16 protein-coding genes and 2 pseudogenes are annotated in these 15,976 nt (G+C 68.7%); 8 read left to right on the forward strand and 10 right to left on the reverse strand.

Annotation, left to right across the window (positions count from 1 at the left end):
• Positions 1 to 25: 25 nt before the first annotated feature.
• From ACZ6S6_RS22270 to ACZ6S6_RS22305, 8 genes are all read right to left on the reverse strand, one after another.
• Complete coding sequence (locus ACZ6S6_RS22270; RefSeq protein WP_469706688.1) at positions 26 to 721, reverse strand: Uma2 family endonuclease; 696 nt, start codon at positions 719 to 721, stop codon at positions 26 to 28.
• A gap of 160 nt (positions 722 to 881) precedes the next feature.
• A complete protein-coding gene (gene serC / locus ACZ6S6_RS22275; protein ID WP_362955955.1) occupies positions 882 to 2,000 on the reverse strand; it encodes a phosphoserine transaminase in 1,119 nt (372 codons plus the stop codon).
• 106 nt (positions 2,001 to 2,106) lie between these two features.
• Positions 2,107 to 3,315 carry a cytochrome P450 family protein gene (locus tag ACZ6S6_RS22280; protein ID WP_362955952.1) on the reverse strand — a complete coding sequence of 403 codons (1,209 nt, stop codon included), beginning with the start codon at positions 3,313 to 3,315 and terminating at the stop codon, positions 2,107 to 2,109.
• Complete coding sequence (locus ACZ6S6_RS22285) at positions 3,312 to 4,577, reverse strand: cytochrome P450 (RefSeq protein ID WP_362955950.1); 1,266 nt, start codon at positions 4,575 to 4,577, stop codon at positions 3,312 to 3,314. Before ACZ6S6_RS22285 ends, ACZ6S6_RS22280 begins: the two co-directional genes overlap by 4 nt.
• Positions 4,574 to 5,227 (reverse strand): GTP-binding protein, encoded by a 654-nt coding sequence (locus ACZ6S6_RS22290; protein ID WP_362955947.1) that lies wholly within the window; start codon positions 5,225 to 5,227, stop codon positions 4,574 to 4,576. The genes ACZ6S6_RS22285 and ACZ6S6_RS22290 overlap by 4 nt, the downstream gene beginning before the upstream one ends.
• Positions 5,208 to 5,573 (reverse strand): DUF742 domain-containing protein, encoded by a 366-nt coding sequence (locus ACZ6S6_RS22295; RefSeq protein WP_362955944.1) that lies wholly within the window; start codon positions 5,571 to 5,573, stop codon positions 5,208 to 5,210. Before ACZ6S6_RS22295 ends, ACZ6S6_RS22290 begins: the two co-directional genes overlap by 20 nt.
• A complete protein-coding gene (locus tag ACZ6S6_RS22300) occupies positions 5,570 to 6,007 on the reverse strand; it encodes a roadblock/LC7 domain-containing protein (protein WP_469706689.1) in 438 nt (145 codons plus the stop codon). The genes ACZ6S6_RS22295 and ACZ6S6_RS22300 overlap by 4 nt, the downstream gene beginning before the upstream one ends.
• Positions 6,004 to 7,611, reverse strand: a complete 1,608-nt coding sequence (locus tag ACZ6S6_RS22305; protein ID WP_469706690.1) for a sensor histidine kinase — start codon at positions 7,609 to 7,611, stop codon at positions 6,004 to 6,006. The genes ACZ6S6_RS22300 and ACZ6S6_RS22305 overlap by 4 nt, the downstream gene beginning before the upstream one ends.
• 444 nt (positions 7,612 to 8,055) lie before the next feature.
• Here ACZ6S6_RS22305 and ACZ6S6_RS22310 point away from each other — a divergent pair.
• Positions 8,056 to 8,363: pseudogene (locus ACZ6S6_RS22310) on the forward strand (aldehyde dehydrogenase family protein); the annotation flags it as partial.
• 104 nt (positions 8,364 to 8,467) lie between these two features.
• A pseudogene (locus ACZ6S6_RS22315) lies at positions 8,468 to 8,551 on the forward strand (hypothetical protein); the annotation flags it as partial.
• A gap of 258 nt (positions 8,552 to 8,809) precedes the next feature.
• Here ACZ6S6_RS22315 and ACZ6S6_RS22320 read toward each other — a convergent pair.
• Complete coding sequence (locus tag ACZ6S6_RS22320) at positions 8,810 to 9,364, reverse strand: GNAT family N-acetyltransferase (RefSeq protein ID WP_469706691.1); 555 nt, start codon at positions 9,362 to 9,364, stop codon at positions 8,810 to 8,812.
• The gene (locus ACZ6S6_RS22325) at positions 9,361 to 10,359 is read right to left on the reverse strand and encodes a hypothetical protein (protein ID WP_469706692.1); all 999 of its coding nucleotides are present in this window, start codon (positions 10,357 to 10,359) and stop codon (positions 9,361 to 9,363) included. Before ACZ6S6_RS22325 ends, ACZ6S6_RS22320 begins: the two co-directional genes overlap by 4 nt.
• A 526-nt stretch (positions 10,360 to 10,885) precedes the next feature.
• On the opposite strand from ACZ6S6_RS22325, the gene ACZ6S6_RS22330 reads away from it, so the two are divergent.
• The 6 genes from ACZ6S6_RS22330 to cyaB all read left to right on the forward strand — a co-directional run bounded on the left by ACZ6S6_RS22330 (position 10,886) and on the right by cyaB (position 15,938).
• A complete protein-coding gene (locus ACZ6S6_RS22330) occupies positions 10,886 to 11,167 on the forward strand; it encodes a hypothetical protein (RefSeq protein WP_469706693.1) in 282 nt (93 codons plus the stop codon).
• The gene (locus ACZ6S6_RS22335) at positions 11,164 to 11,529 is read left to right on the forward strand and encodes a hypothetical protein (protein WP_469706694.1); all 366 of its coding nucleotides are present in this window, start codon (positions 11,164 to 11,166) and stop codon (positions 11,527 to 11,529) included. Before ACZ6S6_RS22330 ends, ACZ6S6_RS22335 begins: the two co-directional genes overlap by 4 nt.
• A gap of 160 nt (positions 11,530 to 11,689) precedes the next feature.
• Positions 11,690 to 11,860 carry a hypothetical protein gene (locus tag ACZ6S6_RS22340; RefSeq protein WP_469706695.1) on the forward strand — a complete coding sequence of 57 codons (171 nt, stop codon included), beginning with the start codon at positions 11,690 to 11,692 and terminating at the stop codon, positions 11,858 to 11,860.
• Between the two features lie 258 nt (positions 11,861 to 12,118).
• Positions 12,119 to 14,278: a B12-binding domain-containing radical SAM protein gene (locus tag ACZ6S6_RS22345; RefSeq protein WP_469706696.1), complete on the forward strand. Its 2,160-nt coding sequence runs from the start codon at positions 12,119 to 12,121 to the stop codon at positions 14,276 to 14,278.
• Between the two features lie 5 nt (positions 14,279 to 14,283).
• A complete protein-coding gene (locus tag ACZ6S6_RS22350; RefSeq protein ID WP_469706697.1) occupies positions 14,284 to 15,378 on the forward strand; it encodes an aldo/keto reductase in 1,095 nt (364 codons plus the stop codon).
• Positions 15,375 to 15,938, forward strand: a complete 564-nt coding sequence (cyaB, locus tag ACZ6S6_RS22355; protein ID WP_469706698.1) for a class IV adenylate cyclase — start codon at positions 15,375 to 15,377, stop codon at positions 15,936 to 15,938. The genes ACZ6S6_RS22350 and cyaB overlap by 4 nt, the downstream gene beginning before the upstream one ends.
• The last annotated feature ends 38 nt before the right edge of the window (positions 15,939 to 15,976 follow it).

A 15,976-nucleotide genomic window follows, 5' to 3' on the forward strand; every position in this document is an offset into this window, starting at 1 on the left:
CTCAGGCTCCGGATGGGGCCGGGGCTCAGCTCTCGGACGGCTCGGGCGACGGCTCCGGTGACTGTTCCGGTACCGGCTCGGGTGCCGGCTCGCGCTTCGGGCTGGGGCGGCCCGCCGCAACCAGGGCGGTGACGTCGAGCGTGACCTCGGCGCCGATCGAGTCGGGGAGCGTGACGCTGTGGCCGGGCGCGTACACCTGGTGGGTGTCGTACCCACCGGCGAGGGGTTCCGTGAGGACGTGGACGCGGCCGTGCTTGCGGTCGAGGATGACGTAGACGGGGATCTTGGCGTTGGCGTACGCCGCGACCTTGATCCGTAGGTCGTTCTGGTAGTCGCCGGAGGTGACCTCAAGGACGAGGCGGAAGGCACCGGGGGCGTAGCAGTTGTTCTCGGCCTTGTGCGCGTCGAAATCGGCGTCGACGACGGCCAGGTCCGGGATGGCGTAGTCGGAGGGGCCGCCGGGCAGCCACAGGCCGACTCCTTGGATGACCGCTGAGTCCCCGTCGTCGAGTCCGGCTTCGATCAAAGGACGCATCAGTTTGGTCAGCGCGCGGCCGTGCGCGCCGTCCGCGGACGGGGCCACGGTGGTGACGCCTGCGATGATCTCGACGCGGTGGCCCGGGAGCTGCTCCGAGAGCCGGTTGGCGCTTTCGAGCAGCGATTCGGGCCCCAGCCGCTCCGGCTCACCGTCACAGGGGTGCGCGACTGCTGCTGACGGCATTGCGGGCCTCCTGAAAGGGCTGATGTCGAGAACATCGTCATAGGACTGTGTGCCCGTATGCGGCGGATACGCACCCGCGTCACCCCGGCGAGTGAAGCAGAAACGGCCCTGCGCACGTGGTCACGTGTGCAGGGCCGTTCCGGACGCGTCAGCGGTGGAACTACAGCTTCTCGATCACGTAGTCGATGCACGCCGTCAGCGCCTGGACGTCCGACGGGTCGATCGCCGGGAACATCGCCACGCGCAGCTGGTTGCGGCCCAGCTTGCGGTACGGCTCCGTGTCGACGATGCCGTTGGCGCGCAGCACCTTGGCGACCGCGGCGGCGTCGATCTCGTCCGCGAAGTCGATGGTGCCGATGACCTGCGAGCGCTTGGCCGCGTCGGTGACGAACGGGGTCGCGTACTTGGAGTCCTCGGCCCAGCCGTACAGGTGGCCGGAGGAGGCGGCCGTGCGGCCGGTGGTGAAGTCCAGGCCGCCCTGGGTGTTCATCCAGGTCAGCTGCTCGTTCAGGAGGAACAGCGTGGCCAGGGCCGGGGTGTTGTACGTCTGGTTCTTCAGGGAGTTGTCGATCGCCGTGGGCAGCGAGAAGAACTCCGGGATGTGGCGGCCGGAGGCGTGGACGCGGGTCGCGCGCTCCAGGGCCGCCGGGGAGAAGACGCCGATCCAGAGGCCGCCGTCGGAGGCGAAGGACTTCTGCGGGGCGAAGTAGTAGACGTCCGTCTCGGCGATGTCGACCGGCAGGCCGCCCGCGCCGGAGGTGGCGTCCACCAGGACGAGGGAGCCCTCGTCGGCGCCCGCGACGCGCTTGACCGGGGCCGCGACACCGGTCGAGGTCTCGTTGTGGGTGAAGGCGTAGACGTCGACGCCCGCCTCGGCCTTCGGGTCCGGGTGGGTCCCCGGGTCGGAGGCGATGACGGTCGGGTCGGCCAGCCACGGGGCGAGCTTGGCGGCCTTCGCGAACTTCGAGGAGAACTCCCCGAAGTTGAGGTGCTGGGACTTCGACTCGATCAGACCGTGCGTCGCGATGTCCCAGAAGGCGGTGGAGCCGCCGTTGCCCAGAATCACCTCGTATCCCTCGGGGAGGGAGAAGAGGTCGCGCACTCCGTCACGTACCGCGCCGACCAGGTTCTTCACCGGAGCCTGGCGATGCGACGTACCGAGCAGGGATGTTCCGGTGGCGGCCAGCGCGTCGAGCGCCTCCGTCCGCACCTTGGAAGGACCGGCGCCGAAGCGCCCGTCGGCGGGCTTGATGTCAGCGGGAATCTGGATGTCGGCCACGACCCGGAGCGTAGCCCTTCGGTACGGCGGCTACGCATCCTGTCCGTCGGATGAGACGCGCGATCCGGTTCGTGGATGCCGGATCGCGCGTCCCTGACGGGCCGGCTCAGCCCAGTTCGACCGGGAGGTCGAACAGGTCGTTCTGGGTGACGATCGGCTTGTTGCGCAGCTCGGAGGCCGGTACCGCGAGGTCGAGCTCCGGGAAGCGCTCGTAGAGCGCGGGGAGTGCGACCCCCGCCTCCAGCCGGGACAGCGCCGCACCCGGGCAGATGTGCGGGCCGTGGCCGAAGGCGATGTGGCGGTTGGGGGAGCGGGACGCGTCGAACTCGCCCGCGGTCGGCCCGTACTGCTGCTCGTCCCGGCCCAGCGCGCCGAAGGAGACGATCAGCGCCTCGCCCTTGGGGAGGACCTTGTCACCGACCGCCACGTCCTCGGTCGCGAAGCGGATCAGGACGTGTGACGTCGGGGTGGACCAGCGCAGGGTCTCCTCGATCACGTTCTCCCACGGCACCTCGCCGCCGAGCACCCGCTTGCGCTGCTCGGGGTGGGTCTCAAGGGCGACGACGGCGTTCACGATCAGGCTGATCGTCGTCTCGTGGCCGGCCGCGATGATCAGCTGGAGGGTGTTGACGATCTCCTCGTTGCTGAGGTGGTCGCCGTCCTCGGAGGCCGCGATCAGGGCGCTGGTCAGGTCGTCGCCCGGCTCGGCCCGCTTGCCGTCGACGATCTTCGTGAAGAGCGCGCCGAGGTCCGCCATCATCTGCGGGACCTCCTCCGGCGGCGTCTGCGTCGAGAAGAACTTCTCGAACAGCTCCTTGAGGCGGGGGTGGTCGGCCCCGTCCACGCCCATCAGTTCGCTGATGACGTTCATCGGCAGCGGGTACGCGAACTCCGCCTTCAGGTCGACCTTCTCGCCCTTGGGCAGGGCCGCGAGGCGGTCCAGGCTCGCGGTCGTGAGTGCCTCGATGCCCGCGCGCAGCCGTTCCACCCGCTTCACCGTCAGGGCCTGCGCCACCAGCGTGCGCAGCCGGCGGTGGTCGGCGCCGTCGACGGTCAGCATGGAGCGGCCCGGGTTGGCGAGGCCGATCAGCGGCCAGTCCAGGGGTATCTCGCCGCGCTGCCAGGCACCCCAGACGTTGATGTCCTTCACGATCCTGGTGTCGGTCAGCAGTTGCCGCGCCTCGGCGTGGTGCGTCACCGCGTAGCAGTGCACCCCGCCGGGCAGTTCCACCTCGGCGAGCGGGCCCGCGGCACGCAGCGCGGCGCCCTCGCCGTCGAGGTCGGCGACGAAGGGGTCGAGGACGATCCGGGTCATTGCTGGCCTCCGTTGGCGGGTCCTGCGGCGGGGGTGGGTGTGAAGGCGACGGGTAGGTCCGTCAGCCCTCGCAGCCAGGGGGACGGGCGCCGGGTGAGCTGTCCGGCGGGGACGGCGAGATCGATGTCCGGGAGGCGGTCGAGCAGTACCTCGATGCCGGTACGGGCGATGACCTCGGCGGTCTCCTGGGCCGGGAAGGGGCAGCGGTGCTCGCCGTGGCCGAAGGAGAGGAACGCGTTGTTGCCGCCGGTCAGCGCGGATCCGTCGGTGCGGACCTGCGGGTCGGCGTTGGCCGCGGCGATGCCCAGGAGCAGCAGGTCGCCCGCCTGGATGTGACGGCCCCCGAGGTGGGTGTCGCGCGAGGCCCAGCGGCCCGCGACGTTCTGCGTCGGGGTGTCCTCCCAGAGGACCTCGTTCATGGCCTCGGCGACGCTGTGCCGGCCGCCCGAGAGCGAGGCGGCGAACCGGTCGTCGGTGAGCATGAGCCGCAGCGAGTTGCCCATCCAGTCCGCGGTCGGCTGGTGGCCGGCGGCCATCATGACCATCAGGTCCTGGGCGATCTCCTCGTCCGTGAAGCCGCCGGGGTCGGCCAGCATCCGGGTGGCGACGTCGTCGTCGGGCTCGGTGCGCTTGTCGGCCAGCAGCTGGAACATCGAGGTGCCGAGGTGCGTCTGCCCGGCGAGCGCGCGCTCCCGGCCGTCGATCATGTCGTTGATCGAGCCGACGAGCGCGTCGCCGACCGCGTCGCTGAAGCCGTAGATCCGGGCCAGGACGCGGGCGGGGAGCAGCATCGCGTACTCGGCGATGATGTCGGTCCCGCCCTTGGAGCAGAACCGGTCGATCAGCTCGTCGGCGAACTCCTCCGCGTACCGCTTCAGCGAGAAGGGGTCGACCGCCTCCAGGGCGTCGCTGATCATCCGGGCGCGCTCGACGTGCCGGGGGCCGACCGTGTAGAGGATCGACGGCTGCTTGCGGCCGATCATCGGCAGCAGCGGCCAGCCGTCGGGGATGTGCTCCCACTGGCTCCACAGGTCGGAGTCGCGGCTGAACAGCACCGGGTCGCTGGTGAGCTGGTGCAGTTCGCGGTAGCCGAGCACCAGCCAGGCCGGGATGTCGCCGTCCAGGACGACGGGCGCCACGGAGCCGTGGTCCCGGCGCATCTCCCGGTACAGCTGGGTCGGTTCGGTCTGGAACCGTGGTCCGGACAGTGGCGCGCGGCCGTGCGCCGGGCAGCCCGGGGGTGGTTCGGTGGGCTGGGTCACGTGGTGTGCTCCGGGGTCTTCTCCGGTGTGGTCTCCGGACGGGTGGCGGCGGAGGAGGAGCTGGCCGTGCCCCTGGAGAGGGCGTACAGGTGCTCCACCAGCGTGATCAGTACGTACTTGCTGGAGGACCGGTCCCGGGCGTCGCACTCCACGAGCGGTACGTCCTCGGAGAGGTCGAGCGCCTCCCGGATCTGCTGCTCGGTGTGGAAGCTGCCGCCGAAGTCGTTGCACGCCACGATGAACGGAGTGCCGTGGTGCTCCAGCCGGTCGATGGCGTACCAGGAGTCGGCGAGGCGCCGGGTGTCGACGAGTACGACGGCACCGAGCGTGCCGGAGAACAGCCGGTCCCACAGGAACCAGAAGCGCTCCTGGCCGGGCGCGCCGAACAGGTACAGCACCGAGCGTTCGTCGAGGGTGATCCGGCCGAAGTCGAAGGCGACGGTGGTGGACGTCTTGGAGTGCACGCCGTCGAGGTGGTCGACCGCCTCACCCGCGCGGGTCATCGTCTCCTCCGTGTTGAGCGGACGGATCTCGCTCACGGATCGGACCATGGTGGTCTTGCCGACCCCGAAGCCACCGACGACGACTATCTTCAGTCCGTTGTCGGCCGTGGCCTGTAGGGCGGCACGGTCAGAGGTTGCGGAGTCCAACGAGCACCTGTTCCAGGATGTCGGGGTCGGGGAGCCGGTCCGCGACGCGTGCGGTACGAGGGTGGCGGGCACTGATCCTGCTGGTGTCGAGCAGGTCGCACAGCAGGATGCGCACGATGCTGACGGGCAGGTTCAGGCTCGCGGCGATCTCGACGACCGCGGTGGGCCGTTCGCACATTCGCAGGATCGCGACGTGCTCCGACTGCATACCGGGGGCCGGTTCGCATTCCGAGACGACGAGTGTCACCAGGTCGAAGGCGGCCGAGTCGGAGCGGCTGCGCCCACCGGTGAGGGTGTAGAGCCGGTCCGGGTCGTCGTCCCGGCCGGGACGGGGGCGCGGCGTCATACGGCCGCGTTCTCGGAGGCCCCGGGGGCCTCGGCGGGCTCGCGCGGCGGGGCGACGAGGTGCTCGCCCAACTGCTCGACGAGCTCGCTCATGTTGTGCCCGACGAGGCCGACATCGGCGTCCTCGGAGGCGATGACGGCGAGGTGGGCGCCGGCGCCCGCCTCCACGATGAACAGCACGCCGCCGTAGAACTCGGCCATCGCGGACCGTACGCCGCCGGTGCCGTCGCCGAACTCGACGGACGCGCCGTGCGACAGGCTCTGGATGCCGGCGGAGATCGCGGCCAGCTGGTCAGCCTGGTCGACGGAGAGCTCGGGGGTACGGCACAGCTTGAGGCCGTCCCTGGACAGCACGAGGGCGTGGCGGGCGCCGGGGGTGCGCTCAAGGAGCCCCTCCAGCAGCCAGTTGAGCTTCTCGTCCGTGGTCGCGGTCATCGGGTGTTGCCTTCCGGGTGCGGGGAGGTGGGCCGTACGGCCTGGCGGAAGCTGCTGAAGCGGGCTGCCTGGGCCTTGGGGTCGGACGTACGGGCCCGGGGGGTCGTTCCGTCGGTTGCGTCGGCGTCGGAGTCGGCCGAGGCCCTGCCGCGGGACTCGGCGGCGGCCAGGGTGCGGCCGCGGGAGCGCTTGGGGAGGCCGCTCTCGCCGAACCGGGGGAGGCCGCCGGTGGTGTCCGATGTGGTGCCGGAGGTGGAGTCGGAGCGCCGGATCTCCTGGGTGCGGGAGCTGTCCCGGGTGCCGTCGGCCAGGTCGGTGCCGTCGGTCCGGCCCGCTGCCCCGGTGCTGTCGGGCTCGTCGGTGGTCCTGTCGGTGGTCCGGTCGGTCCGGTCGGTCCTGTCGGGCCCGTCGGCTCCGGAGGCGTGGACCGGCTCGGGTTCACGCGGGGGAGCGGCCGCCGGACGGGCGGTGGGCTCCGGGGCGGTCGCCGGTGCCGGGGCGGGTGCCGGCGTCGGGGTCCTGGTGATGATCTCCTGCGGGAGCATCATCAGCGCGCCCGTGCCACCGCGCGCCGAAGGCCGGAAGGAGACCGTCAGCCCGTGCTTGCGGGCCAGCCGACCGACGACGGCGAGGCCGAGCCGGGTGCCGGAGAGACCGGTCAGGTCCTGGTTGGCCGCGGAGACGGCGCGTTCGGCGCGGCGCAGCTGCACATCGCTCATGACCAGTCCGCTGTCCTCGACGGTCAGCACGATGCCGGCCGGCACCTCCTCCACGTACACGTGGACCTCGGCGGTGGGCGGCGAGAAGTTCGCGGCGTTGTCGAAGAGTTCGGCCAGCGCGTGCATGACGCCCTCGGCGGCGTGCCCGGCGACGGCCACATCGCTGGTGGAGTGCAGGCGTATCCGCTGGTATCCGCTGATCCGGCCCATCGCACCGCGCAGGATGGACTCCATGACGATGGGCTTCGCCCAGCGGCGTCCGGAGCGCGCGCCGGTCAGCACGGCGATGGAGTCGGCCAGCCGGCCCGCCTGGGCGGTGCGGTGGTCCAGGTGCAGCAGATCGCCCAGGACTTCCTCGGAGGCGTGCCGGTTCTCCATGTCGCGCAGGTCGGCGAGCATGCTCGTGGCGAGCGCCTGCATCCGGCCCGCGGCGTTGGCACACGCGGCGACGGCGGCGGAACGCTCGGTCTCGCTGCGCGAGACGCGGGCCTTGAGCTTGGCGTTCTCGGCGGTGAGGCGCTCGGCGGCGGCCGCGGCCTGCGCGGTGATCCGGTCCGTCTCGGCGGCGGCGGCCGATTTCATCCTTGCCGTCTCGGCGGTGAAGCGCTGGGCGTCGTAGGCGGAGGCGGAGACCATCCGGGAGGTCTCGGCGGTGAACCGGCTGCTCTCGGCCGCGTGTATCTCCCGCAGTCGGCGCACCGTGGCGCGGGCGTGGACGGAGGTGGCGACGGCGGCGGACAGCAGCACGGCGGCGGCACCCGCCCCCCACGCCACTGCGGTCCTGGCCGATTCGGGGGCGGCGACGGCTGCCCAGAGGCACAGGGATCCGGTGATGACCACCGTGACCAGCAGTGCCAGTGCGGTCGGCCTGGTTGAGGGGCGCAAGCGGAGTCCTTGGGACGCGGACGGTGACGGACGGGACGGTTCGGGCAAGTCGGTACGGCGGGGATCAAATACGACAACTGGAACAGATGATTCCCAGACAAGTCTGAGTCACTATATGAGAATTGACGATCTGTTTGGCAAGAACTTGTGGTGCTCTCTGTTGCGTATATGTTCGGTTGCCCGTCAAATTCCTGGTACTGCACCCGTGTTTGGCGTGATGGTGGTCAGGCCAGGGGCTGTGGCCTCGCCGTTTGTAGTAGCTGATGCGCGCTCGGTGTTGTGCTTGTCGTCGCCAGTGGGACCCGCGCGGGACATGGGCGACCGGGCGGGCCGGCCACGGTCAGGAGGGTCTTCAGGGGCGGTGCCTTCGGGTGCGAAGCGCACGTAGTAGGCGATCTCGGTGGGCTCGATGATGCTGCGGTGGGCAGCGCGGTGGGCAGCGCGGTGGTCCTCGAGCCGGCCGAGCAGACCCTGGCGTCCGTCCATGTGCGGCTGAGCCTGGGGGCCGACCTGCTGTCGCCGGGTGTCGTCAACATCGTCAACGGCTTCGGTGCGGAGGCCGGCAAGCCGCTGGCCTCCAGCCCGCGCGTCGCGAAGATCGCGTTCACCGAGGAGACCACGACGGGGAGGCTGATCATGCACTCAAAGGCTTCAGCATGTTCGCCCTCAACCAGGGCGAGGTCTGCACGGGTCCGTCCCGGGCGCTGATCCAGCGCGGCCACTACGGCGAGCTCCTGGAGGCGGGCATCGCCCGCACCGAACAGATCGTGCCTGGCCACCCGCTGGACGCGGACACGATGATCGGCGCTCAGGAGCCTCCAACGGCCAGCTCCACAAGATCCTCTCGTACCTGGACATCGGCCGGCAGGAGGGCGCGAAGGACCTTACGGGCGGCGAGCGGATCGAGTACGACGGGGAGCTGGCGGGCGGCTACTACGTACAGCCGACGATCTTCGAGGGCGACAACCGGATGCGGGTCTTCCAGGTGGAGATCTTCGGCTGTGGACCCGTGACACGAACACCGCGTACCGGGCGGGCCGAGCCATCCAGGCGGGCCGGATCTGGACGAACTGCTATAGGAGCGCAGCTCTCCAGAGGAGCGGGGAATATGTTGCGGAGGTCCGGGGTGCGATTCAGGGTGGCCGACACTCCGGTGGACCCGAAGCCCCCCGGTCAGGGTGCTTCTGTGTTGCTTCGATCAGGAAACTCTACGTGTGGCGCGAGCCATGCACACGAGCCATGGCGAGTCGGGAGACGGCTGGACGACTCCGATCTCCTGGTAGCCCCAGCCCTCGTAGAGACGCATGACCTTCCCGTCCCCGGCTGCCGGGTTGACCATGAGCGTGGCGTGAGCTTCGTCTCGCATCCTCAGCAGCTCATCGTGCATCTGGCGGGAGACGCCTATCCCTCTCCACTCCGGGATGACGCCGATCTCTTTCACGGCGATGGCGTCCTTGGCCGTGTAGCGGGTCGGCGCCGGCGTGGACATCCGCATCCACCAGCGGTCGCCTGGTGTGACGGTGTTGCCGTACGCGTAGCCGACAGGGATGCCGGACTTCTGATCATGGGCGACGACGGCCGCCCAGCCGGGCTCGGCCCCGTGCCGATCAAGACGGTCCAGGAAGACTTCCAGCCGGTAGTTCGGGTGGTCCAGCAGATCAGCTCGCACCTGGCACCACAGGTCGCCCAGCACTTCTCGCACCTGCCGTGTGCAGGAGGTGCGGTGGCGCAGGCTGACCGTTCGGACTGTCACTTATGACTCTCCTTGACCTGGCGGGTGCGCTTCCGCCACAGGGCAGTGGCAGGGCTTCTGGGGGCGATCTCGTTGATCCTGGTGCCGAAGCCTGCCAGCATCCCGACCACCCGTGGATGACTCGATGCCGCATCGGCCGGCACCTGCATGGCGGTCGACACAGCGGCTTCGATCTCACCCTGTTCGAGCTGGGCCCGCGCGAGGCGGGCTGTAGTGATGGCCAGCGACCTTCGCATGTGGGGGCGCAGCCCGGCCAGGCAGCGATGGCCGTGCGCCTCAGCCTCCTCCCACTCCGCCAGGCTCAGGTACGCCGATAGCGCCAGGGAGTTGATCTCCGCCTCGTCGTAGAATGCCAGAAGCCACGGGGGCCTCCCAGGGTCGTCGGCCCGATCCGCTCTGTGCCAGGCTTCTTCGGCCTGTCTGAACGAGCGGCGAGCTCCCTTGGCGTCCCCTCCGACAGCCTGAATCGCTCCGTGCCGCGCGAGGCCGAGCGATGCGAAGACCGGGTCGCGGCGGACGATCCCGAGGTTCCTGGCGACCATGTTGGCGGCCGCCGCATCACCTGCGCGGCCCATGTGCCGGTACATCGTTCCGGTGTGGGACCAGATACGGAACTGGATCGCGTGGTCACCAGACATCGCGGCGATGGCTTGCGCCTCTCTCATGTGCTCTTGGGCGTCGCCGAACCGCCGACCGTCGATGGCCGCCCACAGCGCCGACGACCGGAAGCCCGCTGCGCATCCGTACAGGGCGCCGCGGACCCCCTGCGACGCGGTTCCAACGGATTGCAAGGCCAGCGCTTCGTCAGCCAGCCGAGATGCCTCGTTCTCGATCTGGAGTTGTCCTCCGTGTCGGTGATCAGAGGCGACGATGTCTGCGAAGTTCTGCCTGATCCTGGCCACGTCGGACATGCCGACGCGTCGAGGAGGGATTGCCGCAGCTGTGGAGGAAGCTCCGGCCACGACGGTGGCGGCGACGACGGAAGTGGCGGTCACGAACCTTCGGCGTTTCACTGGCGGCTCCTGGTGGGGCTTGCTGGGGGTAGCACGGCTTCGCCGCCTGAACCCTAATTCCGCGGCGACCCCGCCTGACACCAGCTCAAGCGCCGTCAGCTGAACCGTGTTCGGGCAGCGAACACGCCCTGATCGCCAGGCACGAATATTGGAGTCATCCAGGCCACCGATCTTCCCTGTTAGCTCCCCAACAGCCCGATTCACCAGGTCAGCGACCTCTCGCGCCGATAAATCCTGATCTTCCATCCAAGCCACGAACGCGTCGTTCCGCCTTGAGTCCACACCACGACGGTAGAGGGCGCAGCCCTGCCGACGCAGGTCAACGGGAGGTCAAATCGCCCTATGGCACGGCACCTGTTGGGTTGTTGTCCGCCCTACTCAGTTTTGGATTACGGGCGTTGACTGTTTGTCAGGCGCCCAGGGCGCCACCTTCCACTCGTGGCTCCACTCGCCCCTGGGTGGCGCTCTCCCCTCCAGTACGACCGTTCTCCCCAGGAAGCGAGCGACCATGACCCCGCAGTGCACCCTCCCGAAGCGCACGCCCCAGCGCAGTCACATCACCAGCGAGCGCGCCCAGAAGGCTTACAACGCCCTGTACACGTTCCTCGTGGCGCAGGGCGTCAACCTTCGCAGCATGAAGCTCCAGGACGAGCCTCCGTTGACACCGCTCATCTCCCTCGGCGGTGTCAACGTCACCACCGCCGAGAAGCTGATCGGGGCCCTGGAGAAGCCCCCCTCTGCCGCACGGCCGTCCAAGGAGGTCGACTCCCCTGAGGAGGCGGAGTCGTGAGCTTCGACGTAGGGGCCAAGGTCCGGGACCACACGAGGTTCACGGAGGGGCAAGTCTGGAAGCGCACGGGTGCGTTGCTCCACCTGCAAAACGCGAGCGGGTTCACCTGGACCGTTCTTGAGCACCGTTGCACGCTGGTCGAGAGTGCAAGCGGCGAGCCGGTGGGCTTCCCGCCGAACACACGGCCGCAGACCTGCACGCCGGACCAGATGGAGGTCAACGACTACGTCCGGCTGGACAACCAGTGTTACCGGGTTCGTGACATGCGGAGCCAGGGCGGTGCGACCGGCCGGGTGCTCATCCTCGACGGTTACGGCCCGTGGGTGATGACTGACTCCCGTCAGATCTTCCGTCCGGTCTAGTCTCCCGGACCCGGTTCCGCCTCTACCCCGTGGGCGAGGCGCGGACCTGATCCCCCGGCGCCTGCCGGGTCCGGGCCCAACCCAGCAAACGGAAGTAGGTGTGCCATGACCGCGTCCCCCCGACGTATTTCCGGCCACCCGCAGAGACAGGGACGAGGCAGTGCAGACGTACAACGCCCTGCGCTGCGCCCTTGCGCGGGCCGGCATATCCCTCCTCAGCCCGCACGCCGATGAGGGACGTCCGGGACAGCGGCCGCTGATCGTCCTCGGCCACGTCGAGTTGGCCGGCGTTCGCGGGTTGGTCGCGATCCTCAACTCCGAAACTCCGTGAGGTCTTCCCGAGCCCGGAGATCAGAAGCATTGGTGCCCCATCGGAGCAGCCGTCCGCTTCCTGACGACTGGCTATCGGAGCCCTGTTCGCAGCGCTGTACCTGCGCGCCAACCCCCAGATTCCCAGCCCCGATGAGCCCTGGCCGTGTCGGCACGGTCTGGACTGTGGAATGACCCCATGTCGGGGCTGGGTCCGCTCCCCTCGCTGTACCGGTGTCCTCCCCGGTACAGCGAGGCTTCCACACGGATGAGGAACCTCGTGGAACACAAGCTGAACGACACCTCGCAACGACTCCTCGACGCACTCCGGTTGGCCCTCCCCAAGAGTGCGGCCCGGACGGTCCCCGCTGACATGGGGATCGAGGGGCTGTTCACAGAGCCCAACCGTCTCCGCGAACTCCTGGAGATTCACTTCGGCCGGCACCTGCGCAGGGTCCGCGTGACGGGCACGCTGGACCGCCGCCTGATGCTCCTGGAGGCCCTGGACGGCAGGTGGGTGGTGGCCGACCTCTCCGGTGGGTCTCACGGCAGCCGAGCATGGCCGGCATGGGCGCAGCGGCACATCCACATCGATGACGGCGCGTCCTGGCTCTCCACAGCGTCGCTCGATGAGCAGGCCGTCTACCGGCTCACGAAGCCCAAGGTCGTACTCGCGTCCTTGTACCACCCCGAGAACTTTCCCCTGCCGCGCTTCCCTCTCGGGATCTCCGACCTCGCTCGCGCCGCCCGGACGACGCTGCAAGGAGAAGTCGAGCTGATCGACATGCAGCTCGGGGTCACCCTCGAAGACCTCATGAAGACGGTCTCCTCCGAGGCGCCCGATGTCCTCGGCGTCTCCGCCACCTTTGGTCAGCACGACCTCATGACCGAACTCCTCGACGCGGCCTATAGCCGGGCCGAGCCTCCCCTCATCATCGCTGGAGGCAGCCTCACCGCCCGCAACGAGAAGCTGCTCCTGGATCGCTATCCGCCCCTCTTGGTGGCTCGGGGTGCCGGGGAGAGCACACTCCAGGACGTGTTGTCGCACTGGCACGGGGACATCGGCAAGCGGGGGATCCGAGGCATCGGATACACAGGGGCCGCGAGGGGCAACGGCACCTTGTCCATCGGGCGCCGGCACACGCCCAAGCTGGTCAACGCCGCCCAGGCCGACATCCTGCCCGAACTCGACCTCCTCGCTCGCACCTTCGAGCACAAGGGCGTCGCACAGCTTGAGGCTTCGCGAGGGTGCACGAACTTCTGCGGTTTCTGTCCTCGAGGACACAAAGGCCAGTGGGCCGGCGGCTCCGCCGCCACGTTCCCGTGGCTGCTGGAGGAGATGTCTGCGGTCTTCGACCGCTACCCAGCCATCTCGAAGACGCTGTACTTGGTGGACGAGGAGTTCATCGGTCGCGGCGGCGACGCCGTCACCCGTGCCCTCGACGTGGCGAACACGATGCACAAGGCCGGGTTCTCGTGGGAGACGAGCTGTCGCATCGACCAGGTCGTACGGACCGAGAAGGACGAGGCGTGGCACGTCGAGCGCGCGTCGATGTGGAGGGCCCTGGTCGAACGCGGTCTCCGTCGCTGTCTGTTCGGCGTCGAGTCGGGCGTCGACTCCATCTTGCTGAGGTTCAACAAAGAGACCACCGGCGAGCAGAACGCCCTGTCCATCCGCACGCTCTCCGCCCTCGGCGTGGCCACTCGGTTCACGTACATCACGTTCGACCAGCTCATGACTTTCGAGGAGCTGGAAGCCTCCTACGCCTACCAGGGGCGCACCGACCTGCTTCTCCGCCCCATGCCCCACCTCTCTCCGGAGGAGATCGTGGCCGGGGTCCGCGACCCTGAGTTCGTCGCTGCCAATGCCACCGGGCGCCCGTTCCACGCCGGTATCTCCTACATGCTCGTGTCGATGGAGTGCCTGATCGGCGCCGCCTACACGAAGCAGGCTCAGAAGGCGAGCCTGACCGGTGAAGTCCGGCCCTCCATGGGTCGTCAGGACGCCAGGTTCGCTGACTGGCGCATTGGCGTTCTCAGCAACTGGGCCCAGCTCTGGGTCGACAGGAACTTCGCGCTCGACTACACGCTGAAGTCGCTGGAGAAGATCCTCGACGGGGAGCCGCGCTCCGCCGTGCGAGGAGCCAGGGTCGTTCTCAAAGACTCCGCCTACACGATGCTGGGCCGGATGATCGAGCTGGCGCGAACGAGGCCGGTGCCGCTCGACTGCCAGGAGACGCAGCGAGTGCTCGACGCGGAGGTCCGTGCGGTGCTTGACGCCGGAAACAGCGACCTCCGCGGCGAGATGGCGCAGGTGGTCTCCGAGGTCTCCGCAGTACTCCCGGCTGATCACCGGGAGATGTTGACGGAGCAGTACGGACGATGGGCCGAGTCCAACGGATGGCGACTGATCAACGCCTCTGACCCCTGCGGGACTTGATGACCATGGACAAGCGATTCCTTCACGGCCTCGATCGTGATGTCTCGGCTCTCGGAGCTGGGTGCTGGACGATCGGCGGGCTGGCCACGAACCGAGGCACCTCCATCGGATGGGCTGAAGTGGACGAGGAGTCCGCATTCGAGGGCCTGGGCCGCGCGTACGACCGGGGAGTCACGTTCTTCGACACGGCCGACGTGTACGGGATGGGCCGCTCGGAACGGCTCGTGGGGCGTCTCCTCGCGCAGATCGACCGTAGCCGCGTGACCGTATCCAGCAAGGTCGGATTCTTCGCCGGCACCTCTGAGCACCCGTACTCCGCCTCGCAGATTCTCCGGCAGTTCGAGACAACCTGCGAGAACCTGGGGACCGAATACCTCGACGTGTACTTCCTGCACAGCGCGGACTTCGGCCCCGACGACCGTTACCTCCCCGAGGCCCTGGAAACGCTCCAGGCCCTCAAACAAGGCGGCCGCGTGCGAGCCATCGGGATGAAGGCCCCGCACGAGTTCGCTGTCGAGTGGGCGTCGGCCCCGAGACATCCGCAGCTCGCGGCCTCGGCGCGATTCCTGGGCCTCTTCGGTCTGGTGCGCCCGGATGTACTCACCGTGCGCCACAACCTGCTCAGCCCTGCCTACGGGCCGCGGGAGACGGACATCTTCGCTCTCGCGCGACAGAACGGGACCGGAGTCCTCATCAAGCAGGCTCTTGGTCAAGGGCTCCTGATCGGGGCACACGATCCGGAACGGCCCCGGATCTTCCCCACAGCTGATCACCGCCACGGCGACCCGCGCTTCGGTATGGCCGCCCTCGACGCGATCCACGCAGGTCTGAGAGGCCTCGGAGACCGGTTCGGAGTGTCTTTGCGCGACCGCATCCGAGTCGCCCTTCGATACGCCCTCGGCGCTGACCCCGATGTCCCCGATGTCCCCGTACTGATCGGCTTCCGGGACGCCGAACAGATCACGGTCAACCTCGACTCCGTGGGTGAACCGCTCACTGACGAGGACATGGGCGCGATTCGAGCCGTCATGGCTCCCGTTCGCGCCATGCTCTTCCCGGACACCATGCCCAACCACACAGCAGTGGAGACCCACGCATGAAGCACGTCGAGATCGAGCAGAAGTTCCAGCTCATCAGCCCGGCCGAGGATCTGAAGGCGACGCTCACTGAGCGGGGCGCGGAGCAGGGCAGGGAGTCCCGCCAGATCGATACCTACTACAACGCTCCCCACAAGGACTTCCTGGCCGACGACGTCATCTCCGAGTGGCTGCGGGTCCGCGAGGAGGGCGAGGGGAAGGCGTCGCTGAACTTCAAGCGCTGGTACCCGCTGGAGGAGAAGGTCAAGACCCACTGCGACGAGTTCGAGTCGCCCGTCACCGAGCCCGAGGCCGTCACCAAGCTCCTCGCCGCGCTCGACTTCAAGCAGCTCGTCACCGTGGACAAGGTCCGCGAGGAATGGGTGTGCGGCGACGTCGCGGTCGCGTTCGACACCGTCGCCGACCTCGGCACGTTCATCGAGTTCGAGTTCAAGGGTGAGGCCGAGACCGTCGAGGGCGGGATCGCACAGCTCGAAGAGTTCATCTCGGGCCTCGGCATCAAGCTCGGAGACCGAATCAACGCCGGTTACCCGCACCTCGTACTGGGCCTTGTGTCCGCCTGATCCGCATAGGCTCAGAAACACGAAAGGATGGACGCCCC

The sequence above is a fragment of the Streptomyces sp. NPDC048671 genome, from assembly GCF_055587045.1.